The organism is Flavonifractor sp. An91 (assembly GCF_002159225.1).
In the GTDB taxonomy this organism is placed as follows: Bacteria; Bacillota; Clostridia; order Oscillospirales; family Oscillospiraceae; genus Flavonifractor; species Flavonifractor avicola.
In genome coordinates this window covers 1-22,541 of the sequence record NZ_NFHA01000040.1, presented here as the reverse complement: position 1 = coordinate 22,541, position 22,541 = coordinate 1, and the positions used below count along the sequence as shown (strand labels likewise).

Here is a 22,541-nt window from a genome sequence, read left to right as displayed (position 1 = left end):
GAGGAAGGGGGTGTGGATGGAAGTGACAAAATATTGGGACAGATGACGGTTTTAGATGGGACGGGGACATAGTGTTTCAAAATAATTCTCTGATTTTTCGGATTTAAGGGATTTAATTTAAAAAAATGGCCTTAAAATTCCCAAGTGCTTCCAGAAATGACCCTGTTTTTTCAAATTAAATGGGGATTTAATTGAAAAAAACACCCCGATAATTCCCAATCCCTTCCAAAACGCCTCTATTTTTTCAGATTAAATACGGAGATACAGAAAAAATCGGAAGTAAGTCTGAATTTTATCCAAAAACAGAGGAGGTGATTTACCGTGAAGCGGGCCTCGAAAAAGGTGAGAGAGATACGGTTTCACGGCGGGAAGTGCGGGCGCATCATCTGCGTCAACAGCTATGCGGAGCAGGAGTACGCCAAGAGGCTGGAGGCGGATGACCGGGTGGAGAACTACGAGGAGAACTGCCGCCTTGACCCGGAGCAGTTCCAGCATGTGAACCCCGTAGGCATCCGGGCCTCATATCTGAAGCAGGAGTGGAAAACAGATTTTCTGATCCACCACACGGACGGGACCCAGGCTGTCCGGGAGGTGGTACGGGAGGACGAGTTGACCAAGGCAACCGTGCTGGAACAGCTGGAGTTGTCCCGCCGGTACTGGGAAGCCGTGGGCGTGTCAGACTGGCGCGTTGCCCTGTTCCGGGAGGGGGTGTGACCCATGCTTCCTGACGGCCTGGGGAATACAGAGGGATGGGGCTGACCAAGTTCCATGATATTAAGGGTGTGCTTGCACAGAGGCCCCTGCCCGTCACCCTGTCATGAACGGCTAAATACAGAGAAAGGTTGATGTTGATATGAAAAAGTATATGAGCGAAGGGGCGGCCAAGGCCCTCATTGAGCAGTTCGCAAAGAAACAGTGGGATGGGGACTATCCCTGTCCACGATGTGGCCGACCTGTAATGGAAAGCGATCCCGTACAGAACGCCCTGAGCCGCCGGCTCAATGTCTATATATGTGACGAGTGCGGCATGACGGAGGCCCTCGAAGATATGCCGGGCGCCCCCAAGACACCCTTGTCCGCCTGGGCTATTGCAAAGGAACCGGCACGCTGGGGAGTCAGGCCGCCCAAACTGCGGCTTCGGCTTGTGGGCCGTGACAGCTGGAGCCGCCCTGTCTATGAATGCGAGGGCAGGTTGTATGTCGATATAGACCCCAGGGCAGACCGCCGGCCGGACATCTGCACGAAACAGGGAAACAGTTTTGGCGGAGAGCCCAGCGACCCTATCCCGGATTGGATGGAGGTCGAGTTTATTCCCCGGCGGGACACCTGGTGATCCTCGTCCATGCCGCCGCTCCCCCCTGCTAATACACACGGAAAAGGGGCGCAGGGGGCGGCGGCCCTCTACGCCCCGCCATTCGCCGCATGGGGAGAATACAGTGGGAGTGGAAGCAGAACAAGTTTCGTGACAGTCGTGCCGGTCATATTCCATACTTTTTTATTTTAACATTTAATTTTAAGTTTAGAGAATACATGGGAAAGGTACAGAAATGACTGTCACAGACTTACACCAAACAAAATCCAGAAGAAACGGAGTGCAAAAGCGATGTACCTTGACATCAACGGCGAACAGTTCCGCATCCTGAAGGCAGAGCCCCAAGGCGCATGGCTCGTCTCATGTGACGCTCCGGGGCCGCCCCGCTTTGTGGACCAGCGGGAACTGGACGCCTATCCCCGCGCACCTGCCCCGGAGCCGTGCGCCGCAGAGAAGGGGGAAGCGCCGCAGACGGCCGCGGAGCAGGCGCGCATGGCGTTGATTCAGCCCCTGCTTGACAACGAGGACTGCGTCAGCGACCCTGCCATTCGCCGCCAGCTTGCGGCAGAGGCGGCGCGGGAGCACGGCACCACCAGCCGGCGCGTCCTGCGGCTGTACTATCAATACATCGCCACCGGGGCTGTAATGAAGCACAAGTCCCGGGAGCGCCGTCCACCGGAGTATGAGAACTACTACAAGCGCGCCATCCAGACCTTCTACTACTCTGCCAAGCGGCCCACCCTGCGGGACACCTACGACCTCATGCTCCATCAATTCTTTACCGACCCGGACGGCCATCTGGCAGACAAGCGCCCCACATGGCCGGCCTTCCGCCACTACTTCTACGACCAGGCATACCACCGCCGCAGTGAGCGGACCATCGCCCGGGACGGCCTCACCAACTACCAGAGAACCGCCCGCCCCCTCACCGGGTCCGCCATGGCATGGAAAGATCACATCGGGGCCTATCAGATGGATGCCACCACAGCGGACATCTACCTTGTTTCCCGCCTGGACCGCACCAAGGTCGTGGGCCGCCCCTATGTCTACCTGGCCGTGGACACCGCCACCCAACTGATTGCGGGGCTCTATGTGGGCTATGAGGCGGGCGAGGAAGCCGTCATGGCCTGCCTTGCCAACGCCGCCATGAACAAGGTGGACTACTGCCGGGGCTACGGCATCGACATCGACGCTGCCGACTGGCCCAGCAAAGGGCTCCCGTCTGAGGTCATCACAGACCAGGGCCGGGACTTCCTGGGCGGCCGCATGAAGGAACTGTGCCTCCGCTACGGCGTCACCTGCGAGGCCCTGCCCCCGTTCCGCCCCGACCGAAAGGGACTTGTGGAAAAGATGTTCGATCTGATGCAGGGCCGGTACAAGCCCATCCTGCGGGGCCGGGGCGTCATCGAGGCGGACGCACAGGAGCGGTGGGCAGTGGACTACCGGGCGCAGGCATCCCTCGACCTGACCCAGTTCACCCAAATCCTTATCCACTGCATCCTCTACCTTAACGACCGCCGGGTACTGGACAGTCTCCAGATGTCCCCGGAGATGTTCCAGCAGGGCGTCGCCCCCACCGCCGCCGGCCTGTGGCAGTATTACGCCGCCGCAGGCAAGTCCGCCCTGCTGGAATTGAACCCACAGGAGGTCTACTACATGAGCCTGCCCCGCAAGACCTGCAAACTGACCCGCAAAGGCATCAGCCACGACCACCTCCTCTATGTCAACGGCGGCTTCCTGGCCTCGGAGGATGGCCAGCGGCAGATCGGACAGAAGGTGTCCATCGCCTACGACGGGCAGAGCGTGAGGGAAATCTATCTGGTGCTGGACGGCGCCTATGTCCCCTTCCGCCTCGCCCCGCAGTATGCCGCCTATGACGGCGCGGCCAGGGCGGAGAGTGAGCTGTACTGGAAGGCGGACCGGAAGCACAAGCGGGACTATCAGAAGCTGGAGGACGAGGGCCGGGTGGAGCTGCTCCAGAAGCTGACCGCCATCCGGGACGAGGCCAGACCGGAGGCGGACCGGCGTCAGAGCGGCGCGGACATCAAGGCCCACCGGACCCAGGAGAGGAGGAAACACCAGTGAAATATCCAGACCAGCCGGCAGTGGATGCCGTCTACACACCCAATCAGCTCAGCGGCGCACAGCCCAACCCGTTCCTGGAGGCCATGCCGGAGATACTATCCAAAGAGGCCCTGTTCCGCCGCCTTGCCTGTTCACCCCCGCCGCCGGACGCCGCCCAGCTCAAACCCTCGGACCGCCGGCGGGGCCTCAACGCCCTTTCCTCCGTGTTCGTCCCCCTGGACTACATGGCCGTGATTTACAACACCCTGTTCTGCGCCATGGAGAGCACCTACACCGCCAGCGCCACCATTGACAGCATCCGCCGGGTACACGCCATCCACCAGGGGGACGGCGCGCCCCTGGCGCAGCTCCCCGTGGCCACCTCCACGGACAGCGGCTCCATCCTCGGTGTACCGGGTATCGGCAAGTCCTCCACCATCCGCCGGTGTCTGCGCCAGATCCCACAAGTCATCCGGCACAGCCAGTATGGAGACAGCAAGCTCTTCTGCAACCAGGTCACATGGCTCATGGTAGAATGCCCCGGTGACTGCTCCGTCAAGACCCTGGCCCTGAACATCATCGAGGCCATCGACCGGGCCATTGGAAGCAGTTACAGCGACCTGAACCAGCGTGTGGCCCGCCTGCCCAGCGCCTCCGTACTGGCTACAAGGGTCAAGATACTCTGTCTGACCCATCATGTGGGCCTCATTGTGATTGATGAAATTCAGAACGCCATCCTCACCGCGTCCCGCAACAAACAGAGCAAGGCCCTCATCAAGTTCCTGGTGGAGCTGTCCAACGAGGCGTGCACCAGCATCTATTATGTGGGCACCCCGTCCGCCGAGGACCTCTTTTTGTCCCAGGAGCACCTCAAGCGCCGGACCCGGGGCCTGCGTCTGCTCCCCATGCGTCCGGACGGCATCTACCGTCGCTTCCTACATGAACTGTGGCCGTATCAGTACACCCCGGAGCGTGCCCACTTCACGGACGCACTTGTTAATCTGGTCTATGACCTGTCCGGCGGCATCCCCGCATACATCGTCAAGATTTTCTACGAGGCCCAGGTGCAGGCTCTCCAGGCGGGGGCCGAACGGCTGGACGACAAGCTGATACGCAAAGCCGTGGAGACGCTCAGCATCGTCGTGCCCAAGACCTACGCCAAGGGAACCTACCTGTCCGACTTCTCCGTGTGTGATACGGACGAGGACACCGAAACAGACGCCGAGGCAGACACGGCAGAGGCCCTAGAGCCGGAACCCGTCTGCCGGCTCTATGCGGTGCCCCGGGGCCGGCCCAAAGCCAAACGGGACGAGCACGACATCCTGACCCTGGTGGCGGCGGGCCAGGACCCGGAAACCGCGGCTGCCGCCCTGGAACAAGCTGGACTCCTGGAGGTGTTCACAAGCGGCTGAATATTCTGCGGGATAGACACAGAAAACCCGCTTGCGCCTGGATAACTGCCTCTCCTGACACAGCGTTGCCGTGCCGTCCAAGGGGCGAGTCACCCTGCAAGCGGGTTTGCCTATTCAGATCATTGGGGCAGTGCCTACATCGGCTGCTCCGGGTTTGCTTCATCCTTCGCGTCGCCAAAGAGGACGCGCAGATAGTCCCGGCGCCCGTAGAGCACACGGTCCACATAGATGTCGCTGCCGTGTACCCGGTAGAAGGTGAGGTAGCTGCCTGTCACCAGAAAGCGGTAGTCGCTCTCCACATCGGCAATCGAGGACAGAGACGCGCCCAGCTCCGCATGGTTTTCCAGCTGGTCTACATCGTCCATGATGCGGTTCACAATACGCTCCGCCGCAGAAGTGTTTTGCAGGTCGGACGCGATGTAGTCCCATATCTCGTCCAAATCCCGCCGGGACTCTACCGTGTAGTGTATCTTATTTTTCCCCATTAGCCCTCGCACGGAAATGTGCCCTCATGTCCTCCGGTGTCAGCCAGCCTTCGGTTTCCCCGGATTTCCGGCCCTTGGCGAGCTCGTTCATCAGCCGGATGGTGGCCTGGGTCCGCTCATAGTCCTGTATATCCATGATGGCGTACCGGCCCCGGCCATTCTTGGTCAGGAACACCGGAGCGCCTACCGCCACATCGTGCAGAACCTCGGTATAGTTGCGCAGATCGGAGATGGGTTTGATATTCGGCATGGTGCTCAGCCCCCTTCTTATGCTCAGTATATCTCAATCTGCTGTAAAATTCAACATCATTTTTTACTGCTGGGAGTGTTCTTACATGCTTCATTATTTCCCAACACCATACCCGGACGAGCTCTGGTACAGTGTGATCGCCCGCTACCATACCCACAGCGGCGCCCTGTCCTGGCAGGCCACCATGGCAGCCCTGTTCGGCGACGCCCGTGACACGGATGTGGGCAGCTTTTTTCCAAACAACAGTATTCACCAAATCCTGGAACAGCTGCCGCCAGATTTCCTGTCTGCCCAAGAGGTTGCCCTGCAACACACTCTGCTCCCATTCCTGATGCGGTTTCAGTCCCAGGAGAAAAAAGCCGCCATCCTGGAAGCCTTTCTGGCGGGCGAGGACATGCGGCCCCGGTATCTGCGGGCCACCCGGGACATCAAGCCCCGCTCCCTGCGCTACTGCCCCATCTGCCTCCAGGAGGACACTCAAACCTACGGCGAACCATACTGGCACCGGGAGCACCAGATCGGGCTCATGCCCCTGTGCCCCCGCCATCACTGCCGGCTCCTGGACAAGCCCATTCCCAACACCCGGCCCCTGGGGGCACAGTATCTGCCACTGGACGGGCAGGATGGGGCAACGCCGGACTATGGGGCGCTGGACTACGAATCAGCCCTGACCGACGCCCTCTGCACCTACCTGACCATGCCCTACGACCTCAGCCCAAACCGGGAGGCCGACAATCTGGCCCGGGCCATGGAGAACGCCGGCCTGCTCAATGAGGACAGCATCCGCAAGCAGGCGTTTGACGTTGATAAGTTACACACCGCCCTGACGGACAAGTATGGAGCCGAACTGGTGAAGCATTACTTTGGCGACCATATCACCAAGGCCCACGCCCTGCGCCTGCGGCACTACATGATATACTCAGCGGAGGAGTATGCTCTGCTGACCGTCATGCTGGGGCAGGGGCCGGAGGTACTGTTCTCCCAGGAGCAAATCCCGTTGACACTGGAGACCCGGATGCGGGAGCTGGCCGCGTCTCATGTGATCCGGGACAAAGCCAGCATCGCCAAGCTGCTTGGCATCCGGGCAGACCGGCTCCTGCCCTACGCAAAACGCTTTGGAATTGCGCCGTTCTGGCCACAGTCCGGGGCGGCAAAAGAAGCTCAGGAGCGGCAAATCTATACCGTGACAATCCATCTGTCCCCGATGGAGAGAGAGGAGTTGGAGGTGTTTATGCGGGCGCAAGGTATGGGGGCCTACTCTCACGCCCTGCGGTATTTTCTCGATACAGGATTGCGCCGGTGGCGGGAGGATGGCAAATCATAGCGGGAACACTCTTGCAGACCTCTCGCAACTGTACTATGATAGGGTTCACAAACAACATGAAAAATTGAAAGGGGGCGACAAAATATGGACAAGGAACAAATAACCGAGTCCACGCCGACAGTCTGCAAATTTTTCCGGGCCGCAGCGGTTCCCATTCTTGTTTTCCTGGTCATTTATGGATTTTTTTTGCTGTCCGGCTTGCGCCTCTGCCCAAATACGACCGGATCAATGGCGCCAACGATACCTGCATACAGCCTGTGCCTTATCGACACCCATGTAGACTATGACAGCCTCCAAGTGGGTGACATCATCGTCTATGACCGGCCGTATGACCACATGCAAGTTGTGCATCGCATCATTGCTATTTTTGACGAAGGCGTTCTGACCAAAGGGGATGCCAACCCGGTAGATGACGACATCCTGCTCACTGAGGCCGACATCACCGGCGTGTACCTGTGCCACATCCCCGGTGCCGGCCTCGCTGCTAACCTTATCCGAACGCCGGTAGGCATCGGCATCATATTGGCCGCCGTGGTACTACTATTTATATCAGACGCCCGTTTGCAGGAGAAGAAAGCCGGCAACAACAACCCGAACAGCCAATAGATCACGGTTCAAGAAAAGAGTACGCCCCTGCAGGTATCTCATCACCACAGAGATACTTGCAGGGGCTTTATTTTTTTCTGTGCGCATCGTCGAGCGTACAGTTATTTTCAATTTTATTTTTATATATATACATTACTATTATACAGGATTATACAGGGCAAAGTTATGCTGTTGCCGCAGGCTCAGAGCCGGCCGCAGGTACTGGAGCGTCAGGGGCTGTCACGATTATACTGTCATCATCAGGGTCGGGCAAAAGTCTAAATCCGTGTACTATTTTCCCATCTCTGGTGCGTGAACGATAATACCCCTGTGATTCGAGCGCCGCATAAAAATCCGTTGTACTGCGGCTATACTCTCCAATTTCTCGGCAAAAATCGCGGTATCTGGTGTATGTTTTGCCGGATGGTGCCGTGTAGGATGCATCCACTTCGCAACATTCCTCCAGGAAGTGTGCCAGCCAGTTCTGGTCATCCCGGTACTTTTTCACAGCGTCTTGCACAACAGCAGGCTCCCGAAGATGATAGTCCTTTGCGATTACACGCACTGCGCCGTCGATGATCCACTGAAGGATTGCCTCACCAGCGGTTTCACAGAGGAACGCAGAGTAGTTCTTCACGTCAGAATCGGTTTCGATCTTTGCATTGAACGGTATCACCAGCAGACGCCGCCATGTACCAGTGTCAATAGCACCGACCTTGGGTAGATGGTTTGTGCACAAAACGACTGTGTGGCTTGGCGCAAAAGATGTAGGCTGAAGGTACTTTTTCGCCGCAAAAATACGATCTGTGGAGCAAATTTGCTTGACCCGGGCGGTATTCAGACGCATGCCCTCTTCCAGTTCGGAGGCGATGACCAGGCGCTTGCCCTGCAGCTCTGCCATTTCGGGCTGGACATTGGCCTTGGTCACCATCAGGGTCTCAGCGGACAGGTTGCCGGAGTAGGTGCCCAGGACCTGGGAGACAGTGTTCCAAAAAGTGCTCTTGCCGTTACGCCCGCTGCCGTAGGCAATGATTAGAAACTCGTTGTAAACCCTGCCGATAGCCGATATTCCGACAATCTCCTGGACGTAATCAATCAGTTCCTGATCCTGGCGGAAAAATGTGTCCAGTGCATCCAGCCAAAGGTCCATGCCATCTAGCGATGGGCTGTAGTTGGTCTGCTTAGTTATCAGGTCGGTCGATTTGTGCGGAAGCATCTTGCCGGTCTGCAAATCCACTGTGCCCGTAGGGGTGTTCAGCAAAAACGGGTCCGCGTCCAGGTCATCAACTGTTGTCAGCAGCATTGGCCGCAGTTCCCGCAGGGTCCCGGTGATACCGCTGGAACTGCGGCATCTTGACACATGGCTGCGATAGGCTTCCATCATCTTGGTCGTGTACGCAAGGTCATTCTTTTGCTTGTCGCTCAGGCCTGACTGTTTGGACATGACTTTACACTGTTTCAAAGCCGCTTCAGCCTCGTGCAGTTGGGTGTTCGTCATTTTTTGGGCAAGTCCGCGGGCACGGGTCTCCATCCCCTGCTCATAGTACGATCCGTTGTAGACCAGCCAATCTGTGGCCTCTGAGTAGCGCAACTGGTCCCCGTAGTAACCTTTGAGGACAAGGGCTTGTCCTACATGGGTATAATCTACGGGCATCAACTTAGCGGTGGGCAGCGCAAACCCCTTAGGCTTCCCGGTTGCTGGCGGAGATGGTGGTGACGCAGACGTGGTTGCTGCTGTTGCCGAGGGCGTTACCGCTGATGGTGGCGTTGTTTCCGGGGGCGTTGCCACAGGTCTGGTCGCCCCATCCATATTACTCTGATACATATTGATTCCTCCTTAAAAAAATTACTCTAAAATCTGAACATGATGGAGCGTGCAGCTGACGCCGCGCGTGCCCATGTAGTTGTAGGTGCGGAACGATACCGTCGCCCGGCACATCATGCCGTGCCGCACAGCATCGGGGTCCGTAATCGGCTGGCAGTTGGCGTCCACCACAGCAGGACGCTGATAGGTCTTACAGTTGGCCAGGATGTATGGGGCAAATCGCTTATCACCAGGATACTCCATCTCCCCGCTATGGATTGTAAGACGGAATGACTTGATGACATCATCGTCCACGATCCCGTTTGGGAGGGGTATGCCATAAATCATATTGTCCCGCGCCCCGCGCGCAATCGCCGCACGCACACCATCAAACAGGCGGTCGATTGTTGCCCGGTCCTCGTTGCGCACGCCGAGGCAACACCTATAGTACGGCGTACCTCTGCCCTGATAGGTGGTCGGGGCCAGCAGATACGGGTACATCAGGGTTACTACATCGGTCGTGACCCGCGTGGGGTCACTGGCTTGTGCGGCCTGACCGACCGCACAGGCCCCTGCCGCAGACATTTCGCTGCGGCGGACATCATCAAATGGTGTCATTGGGGCTTACCTCCTTGTTAAAATCATCTTTGGCCGGTCGGTATTCGGGCCGCGGGTCGCTTACTGGCACCAGCCTGGGGTTGCAGGCCTCCGAGGAGATCAGGGTGGCAAAATATTCCTCGTATTGCATCGTCCCAACCTGCAATTCGATTTCACGGGGAGATCTGAGCACTCGCTTGTACGGGTCGATTCCCGCACGCCGGGCGGCATCAACAACAGCCTGCTCGCTCACAAACTTCCGCGCCCCGTTGCGCGGGATGACCAGCTTGTAACCGGGTATCCGCTCGCCGGCCATGGCATCGTCCGTCGCCCATCTGCGGATATCTCTGGCCCATGCCTCGTAGTGGTCGATACCGTCCAAGAGCCCTGTCACATCGTCGAGCGATAATTTCGGGGATGTTAAGGCATGTTGCTGGACAGATGACACATACGCCTGCATCTGCTCTGCCCTTGCGCGGCAAGTGGGCCGAGCCGGGCAAAATCGGCAGTGGTCGCCGACATGGTAGCTGCCTGCCCCCTCCACCGTCTGCCGGGCCGCGGGAATCAGGTGCTCGTCCCTCCAGGCAAGCAGTTCGGCCCTGGTGATGGAGGCGGTACTGATGTTGTTCAGCGCCGGCTGGATTATGGTCAGGCGTATCTCCGGGTCGGCATCAGCACATAGGTCGAGGCTAGCGAGTGCATACACCATCATCTGTGGATTACGGTAGGCCGACACAAGGGCCCCCCGCCCGGACTTAAGGTCTATGATGTCAAGGGTGACAGATGTATAGATGATACAGTCCGCCCGCCCTCGGCAGTGGATGCCATCGCAGATTTCTAGTTCAAATGGTTCCTCGATCACGACCCGGACATCTTGCTCGCTGTCATAGCGCTCACGGCATATCCGCATGACCTCATCGCAGTATTGCTCCGTCCGCTCGGCCATCATCGCATCATAGTGTTGCAGGTCATCCGTCCGAGCGGCATCCTGCGTACCAAGCCGCACCCGCAGCTTGTCCGCGGCAAGGCGGTGATACTCTTGGCCTTGCTCCTCGTTGGCGCTGACTTGGCCCCATCCGTACCCCTCGTCGTGGCTTATCGCCTTTGCCACAGCTGCCGTGCCGCCGCAGAGCTTGTGCGACGGTGGACACAGCATCCATAGTCCGCTTGGGGGCAGATAGGTCAGTCCCGCAGACATAGCCCACATCTCCTCTCAAGTTGACCGATAAACTGGTCGTACAGAGTCGGGTCCAGCTCGGCGAGCTGCTCCACATCATATTCGCAGAGCAGGGCCTTGGCTAAGTCCGCGAACCCGGCCTTGGCAGCCGCCGCAAAGATGTGGCGTGTCTCGCGCAAAGTCGGAGCGTTGCTGGCGGCGGCTGGGTCAGGCATTGGCTGCGCCTGCTGGCCGTCGGGCAAACAATCGTAGTTAGTGCTCATGGTTGCGTCCTCCTTATCTTGTGCATTGGATTTATAATTTAATTACGAATAAATAATATATCAAATAACGATATTTGTCAAGCGCTCAAGTGTGAACGGTATGTAAACAATAAATTCACTCTAATTTATTATGCTACGATGTGAGTGCAAAGCGGGGCGTGTGGGTATATGCGGGGGTAGTTGGAAGCAGTTTTAAGGATTTAATTTAAGTTTTTAGGGGGCTCTCTAAAGAGAGCCCCCCTAAAAACGAATACATAGTGAGATGGTGCAGGTCGGTGACAGTCATTTTTGCAACTTTCCCATGTATTTATATATTGTTCCCCCCCGGTCCTGCTGAAATCTAAAGTCCCGAAATGACCGTCACAGACTGACACACCCCCGCACTAATGGGTCCGGCCCAGGGCGGTCACGGCAAAAGCAGGCCCCCAAATTTCCAGTCAGAGGAAAAAAGATGAAATTCAGCATTTTTCCAGTTGGAGGAAAAATGCTGAAAATGCGCAAAATTGCGGCCAGATACAGTTTTCAGCACGCGTGTCATGCGACAAGCAACCGTGCTGAAAACTGGCGTCGCGTTGCTCCAAAATACGCCCATATATGCAGGGAAAAAATCATGGTTCACCAAAATGATGAATTTCATCATTCCTTGAACCATGATTTCAGCAATTTTCTGCACCGAAAATTGCACCATATATGGGCTACTCCTGCCGTTTGTCACCATTCGGCGACAGAAAGCGGCAGGAAGAGGCAAAGGGCATAAGGGGTCCTGACACGCCGCCGGTTTCACCGTCTGCGTGGCCGGCACAGCCGGCAGGACTGACGCCACGTCGCCGGGACAAGCCCGCCGCCGCAGCGTCACCCCGCGCCCTGCCTTGCGGCAGATCGCGGGGCCCTTACTGCGCGCCGTCCGGGGGCCGCCGCTTGCCCTTCGGGTGCCCTTAATGACAAAAATGGGGACAGGACACTTGTCGTCCCATCCCCATTTTAGTCTGCCCGCCTACGGCGGATCATATTCGGATACATATATATATTAAGGTAGGCTGGGTCGCCTACCGCACCATTTTTCGCGCCGGGGCCTTGAAGTCATGACCCCCGGCAAGGCCACGTACGCCCGCGTGGGACGCATCCCCATGTATTCCTCCCCTGGGGGGAAAGCGGTCCCCATGCCTCAAAAATCCGCTGTCTCCGCCAGCGCAGGGGTGGAGCTGAAGCTGGAAGCCGAGGATCGGCTGATACCATGCCTGCAAATACGGGAAACCACTTGATTTTCCAGGCGACGTGGTATAAAATGATGCTGGAAACGCTAAAAAGCGGCAGCCCGCAGGGTGTTGGTAGCACCCTACGGGCCTATGATGAGTGACGGTACCACTCAACACAACAGTCTCACGACTGCACCGTAGCCTTATTATACCCAGCCGCCCCTGTTTTTGCAAGGGTGAAAGGGAGTAGGGCCTATTGTGTTACGCTCTGAATGATTCAGGCGGTGTTGGGTCCTTTGCACTCGGCACCGCTTTTGCGTTTCCGGCTGGGCCCGGGGCGGGGCCGGAAACGGCCTCTCCCCGGGAGCCACCCTGTCGGGAACCACAGCGTATATATATTGTAAAGGAGAGGGGGACACTCTGTGCACAGATGACAGAGGGACGCGTAGCTGCACCCCTCTCCCATTACTTTTCTGCCCCCGTTTTGGAGCAGGAATGATCTGCCGCATCTCCCTGCCCCCCGCACCTGCACCTTGACAATGGAACACATCATTATGATCTCCTCTCTGAATTAAATTGAAACAATCAATCGTGATTGTCGATTTTTCAATCCTGCGTTGACCTACGAGAACTACAGCCATTTGGCAAAGCCCGGCGGTCAAAATCCAAACGCAGAGATTACGGCGAAAGGAGGCCGTCTCAATGACGAACAAGTTTCATGAGCAGTTCATGGCTATCTACAATCAGCACATGGCCGAACTGGAAGGCCGCACCAGCGGCTACAACCGTACGGAGCCGGCCGATGAGCCGATGCTCCTGCTGTACGGTGACGAAAAACCCGAGAAGCGTGAAGTCAAGGTCGTGACCGACCATGTCTGCTTCCGCAACACCCCTCTGGCTCATGCGTATGACCAAGCGTGGGCATTCAAGCAGCGTCACCGCAATGACCCCAACTTCCATGTCATCGACGAGCGTGATGATACCAATCAGGGACTGACCGTCCACATCACCTACACGCACAGCGAAGACGACATCTGGTAAAAGGTCACCCAATCAGGAGGCAGACGAACAAAGCACAAGGCCAAAGTCTGCCTCCTGATTAAAATCTTGGAACAGGTCCATGCTCCCCGCATGGCGGGAACATGGTTGTGAATCTAAACTATACACCAGAGAGGAGGTCACAACGACCATGAGCGTATCCATTCGTATTCTTGCGTGTGTCTCGACCATCTGCAATCCTGATGACCGTCCCGAGAAACGAGAAGCCCAGTTGGCGTCAGCGCTGAAGCGGGCATACAACGAACAGTTCAAGGGCTATATTACCCGAGATGTCTCGACCATCGTCTGGGGCTCTGACGAACCGGAACACATCCTGCTTACAGCAAAGCGTGGAACAGCGACATTATCCATGACCTGATGATGGCCATAGGTGGCGTACTATCCGGCCCTTCAGACGGTGCGTTACCCATACTGAACAGTGACCACACACAAGAACTTACGGTAGCGGCGGCCGCGGCCAATGATGAAGCAAGGCCCGACGCAAAATGCCTGCTGTTCAATCTGCCCGCCGGCGGCGGCGAAACCAGTTGGCGATATGAGTGCGTACTATCCGAGAACCGGCTAAACGACACACTGAAGCACCCTGAAAACTACGCAATTGCATGGTTGTACGCTGACTGATAGCGCCACCACCTGAACAAGGCCAAGGCCCAAAAAATACACAGGTGGTGGAATCGGGCCTGCCGGCCAAAACATGATGCGCATAAAAAGCGAGCCATGAACAGCCGCTTCGCGGCCATTAGAGACCCATGATATGGCCATAACCAAGGCCGATTGGGCCGATGAATACGCGGCATGGCCGCGTTCAACCAACCCTGCCGTCCCGGCAGGCCAGAGCATTGACGACAGAGAAAAAACACTCTGTCCGAGGTGGTGCGAGTCCGGAGCGTACCATCCCACATACAACCGATAACATCACCTACAAGGAGGTAATTACGAATGAAAACTAAGTTTAGTTCCAAGAAACTGATGGCGTCCCTTCTGGTGGCCATCCTGTCCCTGTCCATCGTCGGTGTGAACATCTTCGGCGGTGCGCTCGGCTACAACGACATTCTGTACGAAGGTTACATCAAGGGTAACACGACCCTCGGTGGCAACCTGACCCTGACTGACCCTGCCGCGCGTGACCTGTATAATGACCTTATCTTCACATCCGGAACACCCGGTTCCTCGTCTGGAAGCGGTTATGGTTCGTTCTTCACGGGCGTCCGGGCCACCGGCGCATATGCCATCATCAACGGTGTTGATGACACTATCACCGGCGGCACGGGAGAAACCCATACGCTCGACGAACTGCGTCCCATCGGGAACATCAAGTGGGTACTCCATAATGGCGTGCTGGTCATTACCAACGACTGGACTGACGCAGAAGTCGAAGCCAAAATCAACCGCAATGTCGACGAAACCATGCAGTTCAACGCGCGAAAGTCCATGACCCAGATGAACTTCCTGAACTTCGAGCATTCCCAGTTAGAAATCACTCCGTTCCGCAACAACCCCAACATCGAGACCGTCATCATCGGCGATAATATTGACTACAATGCAGTGCGTGCCCTGTTCGTTGGTTGCGACAATTTGCGTAACATCATCTGCCTCGACGCTGGATTTGAACAACTCACCGAAGACAGCAATCTTGATTACGCAATCGTCTGCGCAGGCGAGACCAGCGGCAAATACTACGGCGCGAATTCCAGCAACGGAGGAATGACAGCCGATAAAATCGCATACCGGAGTAGCAACGACCGCGTAGATTTTGCTGAATGGACTCCTGCCAGCAAGGGTAGCGTGAGCATCGGCGTACCCACATTCACATTCCGTCCTAACACCTTTATTCAAGATGTGCCCGTGTGGCCCGATGCATCCACCGTTGCGTCCCAGTACGCTCAGGCGAAGCAGTATGTGTCCCAGATGAACCTGCCCGATTGGGCACTGGCATACCTGCCCGTCGAGATGGGCGGCACTGAGACTGCACGCACCGTCGACGATGTCTTCGACTTTGCCACAGCCAGCCTGAAGTCCAACTGGAACGACGGTTCCAATCAGACAGTCACGGAAACTCCCGTGACCGAGCCCGAGACCCCTGTTGTCGACACGGATACCACCAGCGTCACTTACAACAACTGGGCCGCTGAAGACATTATCACAGCCATCAGCATGGGCTACCTCGATGACGACCCTAATGTCTTTGGTTATCAGCCCGCTGTCACCGACCTGCTGGGCAGTGACTATACCCGTGCCATCACCCGCGGACAATTTGCGGCGTTGGCAATCAGGTATTACGAGACCCTGATGGGCGACATCACCGGCGAGGACTACACCATCCCCGTCAACTCCGGCGACGATGTGTTTGCGGACAGTCAGGGTAACACCAACATGGCCAAGGCCTTCAATCTCGGAATTTTGGGCGGCTACAACTCCGCTCCCAACCGTTCCGGCGTATATGTCGGGCCCAATGACCTGATTACCCGCGAACAGGCGGCCACCATGCTGACCCGCATGATGGAGTGCCTCATTAACGACTTCGACAGCGTTGGCAGAACCGGGTGGACTGTCTGGTACGCTGACAGCCTGCCCTTTACCGATGAAATCGCAGACTGGGCCTACGATGGCGTTCGAGCCGTGTACGGCGTCGGGGCCATGACCGGGACAACCGGCACGACCTTCAGTCCGAAAAGCAATTACACCATCGAACAGAGTATCGTTACGCTCATGCGCATCGACAACAACTGGGCTCGTGCCGGTATGGGCTAAAGCCATAACCTGAAACAACATCCCCCTGCATCACAACCGGTGCAGGGGGATTCCCCTTTTGCGGGGCACGAATTACAACAACCATAGAACAAACTAACTCCAAGCGGCAAGGCCACGCATCAATACGCGTACCAAAACCTTGCCGCCCAACGAATAACAATGTGACAATCATCGCACCATCATGTAAAACCAACGGGTGGCGGACACACAGAACAAACTGCACCGCCGCTCAACGAATTACAACGCTGCACTCGCCGTCCGCTACTACGAAACCCAACGGGCAACAAGGCCACGCATCAACAAATACGCCAAAACCTTGCCGCCCAACGAATTACAACGGCCTATGACGGCGTCCGTACCGTGTACGGCAACAAAGCCATAGCCAAAACCACTGCACCAAGGCACCCGCCCCGCGACAATATGCGCACCAAGGGGCGGGCAACGGTACAACCCACGACCCAGGCCACGGCGGCATCACCTGACGCACGCCGCCGACACGGGCCATACATCGCCCAAACGGCGGCACCAATATAAGGCCCCGTGCATCGTCCCGCTGCCCGGCGCCGCGGCCGCCACATGATACGCCACAAACCAAAGCCACCCTGCCCTGTATCAATCTACGATACAAAGCAGGGTGGCTTTATTTTTTATTGTGGCAAAAATTGAATCAGGACCGAATGGAATCAAGGTGTTGCGTCAAGACTTCGGCTCAGGCAGAACATCCTTATAAAGCTCCCCAAGAAGACTAATATCCTCTTCATCATCACTATCAAACACAGACTCAAAAGGAATCCCATACTCCTGAAACAACGCTTCATACCGAACAAAAACCTGCTCATAAAATGCACACTGCTCAGCCAAATCGTCTCTCTGTTTAATTACCATTCGGCACAAATCTTGCGCACGCTTACACAAAGCCTGAGACTCTTCACATAAATTCAAAGCCTGTCGACATTCGTCTTGAAAGTCTCTGCACAAACTCAACGCCTTACGACACTCACCTTGTGACTCTTCGCACAGCATCTTCATATCTCGATATGCAACATATATATCGTATTGAGCCAATGACCATCAAATCCTTTCACAGATTTTGATTACTACATCAACCGCAAAACCCCGAATCTCACCGTTCACCAACGATTTTCTTATACAGCCGCATACACCGGTTGTACCCGATACCAAGGTCACGCGACATAGCCGCCACAGAAGTATAATTCATATCATGCTGACAAACATACTCCTGAATCAACGCAATATCATTATCCAAAGCGGCCTGCTTATCAGCGGCTCGGGCTTCGCGTTCTTTCCGCTGTTGCTCCAGAAAGGCGTCACGTTTTGCCTGCTGTTCGGCACGCCACTTCTCTGTATCCGCCTCAGCCTGTGCCGCATAATCTATGGATAAATCCAAATCGTCAGACTGTGGAATACCAGCAATCAACATACCGTGAATCCTCTGAACCTCAGAAAAATCATTCGGCCACAGAGAAACACGAACCTCGTCATCATCACGATAAACCTGTCCATACCGAATCAACTTATTCAAAAGATACTCGGCACAATCCCGCGGCCACTTGTCTTCAGCCACAATAGTTGTATCCCGCCACCATACCAAACAGGCACACATCTCATTGAACAAACCAACCGTCCACCGTTCTTTCACCAACCGGCTCCTATCATAGTACACAAAGCTCACCGCCCTTTCATCAAGGCCAGCATAACAAGCAGATTCTATAATTGCAAGACCTTGAAAATTTGATGTCAGACGTGGTATTGATATTCATACTTAGGAAAAACAAATTTTTTGAACCGACCTTAATATGTTCCCAACTCAGTCCGTTCCGCCACTTCAGGAGGAATACCCGCAAGCAAATACCACTCCGGGTCAAATCCCGACTCGGCAGAATCGTCCTCAATTAACGACGAATCCTTATCACAAGCAATAATTTTCACCATAACCTGTACCCTCCATGTTTCATTATTACTGCTTCAACTTCACCCTGTACCCGTCTGCTGAAAACCAATCCTATCCTCACCGATACTGGTCCAGATAAATCACATTATCCGGTTTGGCCGCAAACATTCGTCTCAAATCGTCCACACGGTCTTCGACCCAAAACCGAACCAACATCCAGAGACAGACAAACCCGGAACCAACAATCCAAAACCAAAGCCGGGCCCACCAGAAAAACTGTTTCAAACTGCCATCTCCTTAATCCAGACGCATATACTGCCGCACCAGCTGAGCCAGTCTGTTTCCATCAATCAGACGAATACCCGCATCAGAGCCGTACAAGACCGCGTCCTTCGTAAACATACCCGTGGTCAAAAACATCAGACCGTCCGCACCGAGTACAGTATTGGCGCCCGTCAGCTTTTGGAGCATAGGCCTTGTGACCTTGCGGTCAGGGAAATAACACTTGCACTCGACTGCAATGACTTCAGAACCATCGTACGCAATCAAATCGTACCCGCCGTCACGAGTTGCCTGTGTTATCTTGACTTGCATACCCATATCCATAAGCAGCTGACCGCAAAACGATTCGAACTCTGCCGGCACCATGGAAAACACATCATAAATCACCCCGGGGCCCCATTCATCAGAATAGACATCACCCAATTGATACCAACGGTCCTGCCACAAAAGTGTGACGCATCCTGCGCCACAACCAAAGCCGCCCTGTCATGTATCAATCTACGATACAAACGGGGCGGCTTTATTTTTTTAACGGGGCCGAATGGATGAAATATGAAACGTCATATCACATCAAGGCTTCAAGAACAGGTACGATCAATGTCAGCGTCAGATCTGTGTCCGTAGCTAACAGAAAGAGAAACACAATCGCCTCCACGGTTTTCGCTGTGGGGGCGATCTTTTTTTGCTTTCCCTCATGTGGCATCCTTCGGATGCACAGGTGTGGAGGCGGACACTGCGGCAAACAGACAGCGGCAGTGCGGACTATCTTGGAGCGGATCAAACGATTTGCCCCTTGAAGCATCTTATAATACGAGGAGGTTTTGACTTGAACAACTGGATGGCAAAAAGGTTGCTGCCCCACGTGGGCCACGACATCTCGTGCGTGACCTATGGGGACAGCGAGGACCCGAGTAACGTCTGCATCGAGTGTGACGAGTGCGGCGCCGTGCTGGTATCTGCATCGGACTTCGATACAGACATGGCCGGCGACTACAAGATTACCCAGCGACTCCGCATTGGGGGCAGGACGCTCCTGATGGGCCATAACCCGGAGGACACGGAGGCACCCCACCTGACCTGCTATCAGGATGTAGATTTTGTGGGCTTTCCCCGCTTCACAGAAGCCATTGCCAGCGATGACTACCTGGAAATCGTGGAGCTCTTTTCCCAGCGGCTTCAACAGCAGGTGGAGGCCGTGAAACAGCAGAGGACGGAACGCGGTCTTCCGTTTGCGGCGCTGACCTGGGAGCACTGCCGCAAGAGGGAGCCGGAGGAATCCCTGGTGGGAAAGCTGGTGATTTTGAAACCAACCAGCCTTGTGCCGGAGTATCGGTCCGCAGATTACCAGCTCGGCTATGCCCTCGGCGGCTTCGGATGCAAGCCCGGAGCGGTAGGCCGTGCGGTGTTCTTTGAGGAGCTCTACTCCGGGAAGCGGAGTCGCTGGGACATTGGCGACATCCTGGGCATCGCCGACCTGGACAAGCTGCCGGAGTGGGCCAGGGCCAGGGTGGCGGAGCATGAAAAGGAGGCAAACAAGCAGTGAATATAACTATCAGACCGCTGACTCCTACGGAGCGGGGTTTTACCTATTCTCAGCGGCTGGAAATCATGGAGCGGGCCGGCTGCATCGGCTATCTCCGTGCGGACATGGGCAGCAGCGGGAAGGGCTTTTTCAGCACATGGAATGATTACCGCAGAGATCTGAAAACGCAGACATTCAAGACCGAGTTTGACAGTGTTATCAATAGTTTGCGCTTCGATGCCGCCTATGATGGCATTCTCAAAGACCGCTTCGCCCTGTCCCGGTATTGCTATACCCATCCCGATACGTCCTACGGCAACAACCTTGAGTATGGCATCCGTGTGGATACGGAGCAGTATGCCTATTTTATGCGGCTCAATCCCAACAAGGGGGAATACAACCTATACTGCTACTGCTATGAGCGGGAGTGGATTGACGAGATTCTGGAAACGGTATAGCCGGCAGTCCGTGTGTGCTGGACACCATGTGACAGTGACAAAGCCGCCCTGCGTATCAAAACCACGATACGCAGGACGGCTTATTTTTTGCCTCACCGCAGGCCCGGCCTGGGCCCTTACCTCAAAGCCCTGCTCCGTGGTCTTGAAGCAAAATCATGAAAGCTACAATTTTGCGGTTTCTGCCAGCTCTGAAAATATAATTTCACCGGTTTCCGTTGATTTTTTCGCTCGTTCTGTGTATAATAAGAGTAGGAAAATCCCTACTTTCCATACTTCAGAAAGGTGGTGCAAAATCATGTTAGCAAATGCGTTTGTGGACAATGCCAAAGTCATGGCAAAAGGGCAAATCACAATCCCGAAGGATGTCCGTGATGTGCTTGGTGTGTCAAGCGGTGATCGGGTTACTTTCATCGTTGAGGGAAGCACGGTCCGCATTGTCAATTCTGCTGTTTACGCTATGCAGATGCTTCAGCAGGAAATGGCCGGAGAAGCAGAACGCACCGGCCTGACCTCGGAAGAGGATGTTATGGCGCTCGTCAAGGAATTGAGAAATGAGGACGGAAGAGGATGAGAGTTCTGATTGATACCAATGTCCTTATTTCTGCCGCATTGAGTGCAGACGGAACGCCTTATCAAGCGTATGTGAAAGCAGCCTCTTACCCGAATCACGGCTTGATTTGCGAGCAGAATGTGGACGAAATGAAGCGGATATTCAACAAGAAATTCCCAAACCGGCTGGCGGCGCTGGACAAATTTCTTTCTGTTGCTTTGCTTACTCTGGAATTGGTTCCCGTTCCGACAGAGGAAGATATGACTGAAACACAAATCAGAGATGTCAATGACCGCCCTATTTTGCGGGCAGCCATTGAAGCAAAAGCCGATGTGCTGCTGACCGGCGATAAGGATTTCTTAGAGTCCGGCGTGAAAAATCCGGCGATCATGACACCGGCAGAGTTTTTGAATACCTAACTGATGCAAGGACAGCGGGTCGAGAGTGAAAAGCTCCCGGCCCGCTGTGTTTATATCTGCTGTATCGCGTTTTTGAGCATACGCTTGATTTTGTCGTTCATGGTTTCAGTACTGGTACAGAGGGGTGATTTTCTCGTTTCTCATGACCATACCTCTTGAAATGAACATGCCCTAAGTGACTGCTTCACTATCCATTATCGCCTATGTGGCGGGTGTGGCATCCTATCCGGATGCACAGGTGCGGATGCGAACCTTTCGGCAAAAATATTGATAAAGGAGGAGCATCCGCCATGAGCGCAAAGACCCAGCACTATGCCGATCTGGCCGACCGCACTGTTGCGGAGATCACCAGCGACGCCGCCCATTGGGCCGCATTTCTTTGCACCGCCGCACGAAACCACAAATATTCTTTCGAGGACCAGGTTATGATCCACGCCCAGCGCCCCAGGGCCACGGCCTGTGCTGGGTACGACTTTTGGAAGCGGCGTATGCGCCGGTATGTGCGGGCCCGTTCTGTGGGGATTGCCCTGCTCCGAAGTCAGAACGGCAAAGCGTCGCTGGCCTATGTGTTCGACATCTCAGACACCGGCGCTATGTCAGACTCTGTTCCCGTTCAACTTTGGAAATACAGTGACCAGCACCGGGAGGCTGTGGCGGAACGGTTGTCCGAGGTCTTTGCCGTCCCCCCGTGCGCCGGTCTGGCCGAACAGCTGATCCGCATTTCCGTCCAGCTGGCCGATACCTGCTGGCACGACCACCGGCACAATATCATGCGCTCCCTCGGCGGCAGTTTGCTGGAGGAGCTGGACGAGCTGAACGTGGGCATCCGCTTCACCCGGGCCCTGACCGTCAGTACGGCATACTTACTCATGGTCCGCTGCGGCCTGCCTACCAAGGGATGCTTTACCCCTGATGACTTCGCCTATGTCCGGGAGTTTGATACCAAGCTGGCCGCCACCGTCCTGGGCTGTGCGGTAAACGACTGCTCGGAGCTGGTCCTGCGGCAGATCGAGCGGGCCATCAAGGGCGGGAGCCAAAAGCAGAAACCCGCGCCCGCCGTGGACACCGCACCGCCCCTCACCCCCGTCACGCCGGAGGAAGAACCGGAGCCGCCCGCCC

24 protein-coding genes and 1 pseudogene are annotated in these 22,541 nt (G+C 55.7%); 14 read left to right on the top strand and 11 right to left on the bottom strand.

The annotated features are described in order from the left end of the window. Nucleotides 1-321: 321 nt before the first annotated feature. The 4 genes from B5G42_RS15625 (at nt 322) to B5G42_RS15610 (ending at nt 4,788) form a co-directional block, all read left to right on the top strand. Nucleotides 322-714, top strand: a complete 393-nt coding sequence (locus tag B5G42_RS15625) for a hypothetical protein (RefSeq protein WP_087272308.1) — start codon at nt 322-324, stop codon at nt 712-714. 139 nt (nt 715-853) lie between these two features. Beyond that, the gene (locus B5G42_RS15620; RefSeq protein WP_087272305.1) at nt 854-1,333 is read left to right on the top strand and encodes a hypothetical protein; all 480 of its coding nucleotides are present in this window, start codon (nt 854-856) and stop codon (nt 1,331-1,333) included. Between the two features lie 270 nt (nt 1,334-1,603). After that, nucleotides 1,604-3,397, top strand: a complete 1,794-nt coding sequence (locus B5G42_RS15615) for a Mu transposase C-terminal domain-containing protein (protein ID WP_087272303.1) — start codon at nt 1,604-1,606, stop codon at nt 3,395-3,397. Next, the gene (locus tag B5G42_RS15610; RefSeq protein ID WP_087272299.1) at nt 3,394-4,788 is read left to right on the top strand and encodes an ATP-binding protein; all 1,395 of its coding nucleotides are present in this window, start codon (nt 3,394-3,396) and stop codon (nt 4,786-4,788) included. Before B5G42_RS15615 ends, B5G42_RS15610 begins: the two co-directional genes overlap by 4 nt. A gap of 134 nt (nt 4,789-4,922) precedes the next feature. Here B5G42_RS15610 and B5G42_RS15605 read toward each other — a convergent pair whose 3' ends face one another. Then, nucleotides 4,923-5,273: a type II toxin-antitoxin system RelE/ParE family toxin gene (locus B5G42_RS15605; RefSeq protein WP_087272296.1), complete on the bottom strand. Its 351-nt coding sequence runs from the start codon at nt 5,271-5,273 to the stop codon at nt 4,923-4,925. Beyond that, a complete protein-coding gene (locus B5G42_RS15600) occupies nt 5,260-5,523 on the bottom strand; it encodes a type II toxin-antitoxin system prevent-host-death family antitoxin (protein WP_087272293.1) in 264 nt (87 codons plus the stop codon). Before B5G42_RS15600 ends, B5G42_RS15605 begins: the two co-directional genes overlap by 14 nt. 85 nt (nt 5,524-5,608) lie before the next feature. On the opposite strand from B5G42_RS15600, the gene B5G42_RS15595 reads away from it, so the two are divergent. Both B5G42_RS15595 and B5G42_RS15590 read left to right on the top strand, forming a co-directional pair. Then, entirely contained in the window at nt 5,609-6,847 is a 1,239-nt protein-coding gene (locus tag B5G42_RS15595; protein WP_162611128.1) for a TniQ family protein, read from the top strand. A gap of 84 nt (nt 6,848-6,931) precedes the next feature. Then, nucleotides 6,932-7,453: a signal peptidase I gene (locus tag B5G42_RS15590; protein WP_087272287.1), complete on the top strand. Its 522-nt coding sequence runs from the start codon at nt 6,932-6,934 to the stop codon at nt 7,451-7,453. A gap of 163 nt (nt 7,454-7,616) precedes the next feature. Here B5G42_RS15590 and B5G42_RS15585 read toward each other — a convergent pair whose 3' ends face one another. The 5 genes from B5G42_RS15585 to B5G42_RS15565 all read right to left on the bottom strand — a co-directional run bounded on the left by B5G42_RS15585 (nt 7,617) and on the right by B5G42_RS15565 (nt 11,961). Further along, nucleotides 7,617-9,257 (bottom strand): DNA primase family protein, encoded by a 1,641-nt coding sequence (locus tag B5G42_RS15585; protein ID WP_087272282.1) that lies wholly within the window; start codon nt 9,255-9,257, stop codon nt 7,617-7,619. Between the two features lie 21 nt (nt 9,258-9,278). Next, on the bottom strand, nt 9,279-9,854 hold the full coding sequence (locus B5G42_RS15580; protein WP_087272279.1) for an ssDNA-binding protein: 576 nt from the start codon (nt 9,852-9,854) through the stop codon (nt 9,279-9,281). Next, nucleotides 9,841-11,031: a DUF2800 domain-containing protein gene (locus B5G42_RS15575; protein ID WP_162611127.1), complete on the bottom strand. Its 1,191-nt coding sequence runs from the start codon at nt 11,029-11,031 to the stop codon at nt 9,841-9,843. The genes B5G42_RS15580 and B5G42_RS15575 overlap by 14 nt, the downstream gene beginning before the upstream one ends. Further along, on the bottom strand, nt 11,016-11,273 hold the full coding sequence (locus B5G42_RS15570) for a hypothetical protein (RefSeq protein WP_087272274.1): 258 nt from the start codon (nt 11,271-11,273) through the stop codon (nt 11,016-11,018). Before B5G42_RS15570 ends, B5G42_RS15575 begins: the two co-directional genes overlap by 16 nt. Nucleotides 11,274-11,679: 406 nt before the next feature. Then, the gene (locus B5G42_RS15565) at nt 11,680-11,961 is read right to left on the bottom strand and encodes a hypothetical protein (RefSeq protein ID WP_087272271.1); all 282 of its coding nucleotides are present in this window, start codon (nt 11,959-11,961) and stop codon (nt 11,680-11,682) included. 1,210 nt (nt 11,962-13,171) lie between these two features. Between B5G42_RS15565 and B5G42_RS15560 the strand changes: the two genes are divergently transcribed. From B5G42_RS15560 to B5G42_RS15550, 3 genes are all read left to right on the top strand, one after another. After that, nucleotides 13,172-13,510 (top strand): hypothetical protein, encoded by a 339-nt coding sequence (locus B5G42_RS15560; RefSeq protein WP_087272268.1) that lies wholly within the window; start codon nt 13,172-13,174, stop codon nt 13,508-13,510. Nucleotides 13,511-13,658: 148 nt separating this feature from the next. Further along, nucleotides 13,659-13,886 carry a hypothetical protein gene (locus B5G42_RS15555; protein ID WP_087272265.1) on the top strand — a complete coding sequence of 76 codons (228 nt, stop codon included), beginning with the start codon at nt 13,659-13,661 and terminating at the stop codon, nt 13,884-13,886. Nucleotides 13,887-14,467: 581 nt separating this feature from the next. Then, entirely contained in the window at nt 14,468-16,279 is a 1,812-nt protein-coding gene (locus tag B5G42_RS15550) for an S-layer homology domain-containing protein (RefSeq protein WP_087272264.1), read from the top strand. A gap of 696 nt (nt 16,280-16,975) precedes the next feature. On the opposite strand, the gene B5G42_RS15545 is transcribed toward B5G42_RS15550, so the two are convergent. The 4 genes from B5G42_RS15545 to B5G42_RS15535 all read right to left on the bottom strand — a co-directional run bounded on the left by B5G42_RS15545 (nt 16,976) and on the right by B5G42_RS15535 (nt 18,920). Continuing rightward, complete coding sequence (locus B5G42_RS15545; protein ID WP_162611126.1) at nt 16,976-17,308, bottom strand: hypothetical protein; 333 nt, start codon at nt 17,306-17,308, stop codon at nt 16,976-16,978. Between the two features lie 94 nt (nt 17,309-17,402). After that, a complete protein-coding gene (locus tag B5G42_RS15540; RefSeq protein ID WP_087272258.1) occupies nt 17,403-17,939 on the bottom strand; it encodes a hypothetical protein in 537 nt (178 codons plus the stop codon). Between the two features lie 152 nt (nt 17,940-18,091). Then, nucleotides 18,092-18,232, bottom strand: a complete 141-nt coding sequence (locus B5G42_RS18255) for a hypothetical protein (RefSeq protein WP_162611125.1) — start codon at nt 18,230-18,232, stop codon at nt 18,092-18,094. Nucleotides 18,233-18,488: 256 nt separating this feature from the next. Then, nucleotides 18,489-18,920 carry a restriction endonuclease gene (locus B5G42_RS15535; RefSeq protein ID WP_087272255.1) on the bottom strand — a complete coding sequence of 144 codons (432 nt, stop codon included), beginning with the start codon at nt 18,918-18,920 and terminating at the stop codon, nt 18,489-18,491. Nucleotides 18,921-19,299: 379 nt separating this feature from the next. On the opposite strand from B5G42_RS15535, the gene B5G42_RS15530 reads away from it, so the two are divergent. The 5 genes and pseudogenes from B5G42_RS15530 to B5G42_RS15510 all read left to right on the top strand — a co-directional run. Further along, the gene (locus B5G42_RS15530) at nt 19,300-20,016 is read left to right on the top strand and encodes a hypothetical protein (protein WP_087272252.1); all 717 of its coding nucleotides are present in this window, start codon (nt 19,300-19,302) and stop codon (nt 20,014-20,016) included. Then, nucleotides 20,013-20,453 (top strand): hypothetical protein, encoded by a 441-nt coding sequence (locus tag B5G42_RS15525; protein ID WP_087272248.1) that lies wholly within the window; start codon nt 20,013-20,015, stop codon nt 20,451-20,453. The genes B5G42_RS15530 and B5G42_RS15525 overlap by 4 nt, the downstream gene beginning before the upstream one ends. Before the next feature lie 142 nt (nt 20,454-20,595). After that, the gene (locus B5G42_RS18940) at nt 20,596-21,024 is read left to right on the top strand and encodes an AbrB/MazE/SpoVT family DNA-binding domain-containing protein (protein ID WP_343286709.1); all 429 of its coding nucleotides are present in this window, start codon (nt 20,596-20,598) and stop codon (nt 21,022-21,024) included. Beyond that, nucleotides 21,021-21,422, top strand: a complete 402-nt coding sequence (locus B5G42_RS15515) for a putative toxin-antitoxin system toxin component, PIN family (RefSeq protein WP_087272242.1) — start codon at nt 21,021-21,023, stop codon at nt 21,420-21,422. The genes B5G42_RS18940 and B5G42_RS15515 overlap by 4 nt, the downstream gene beginning before the upstream one ends. Nucleotides 21,423-21,712: 290 nt before the next feature. Next, nucleotides 21,713-22,541 (top strand): annotated as a pseudogene (locus tag B5G42_RS15510) (helicase); the annotation flags it as partial.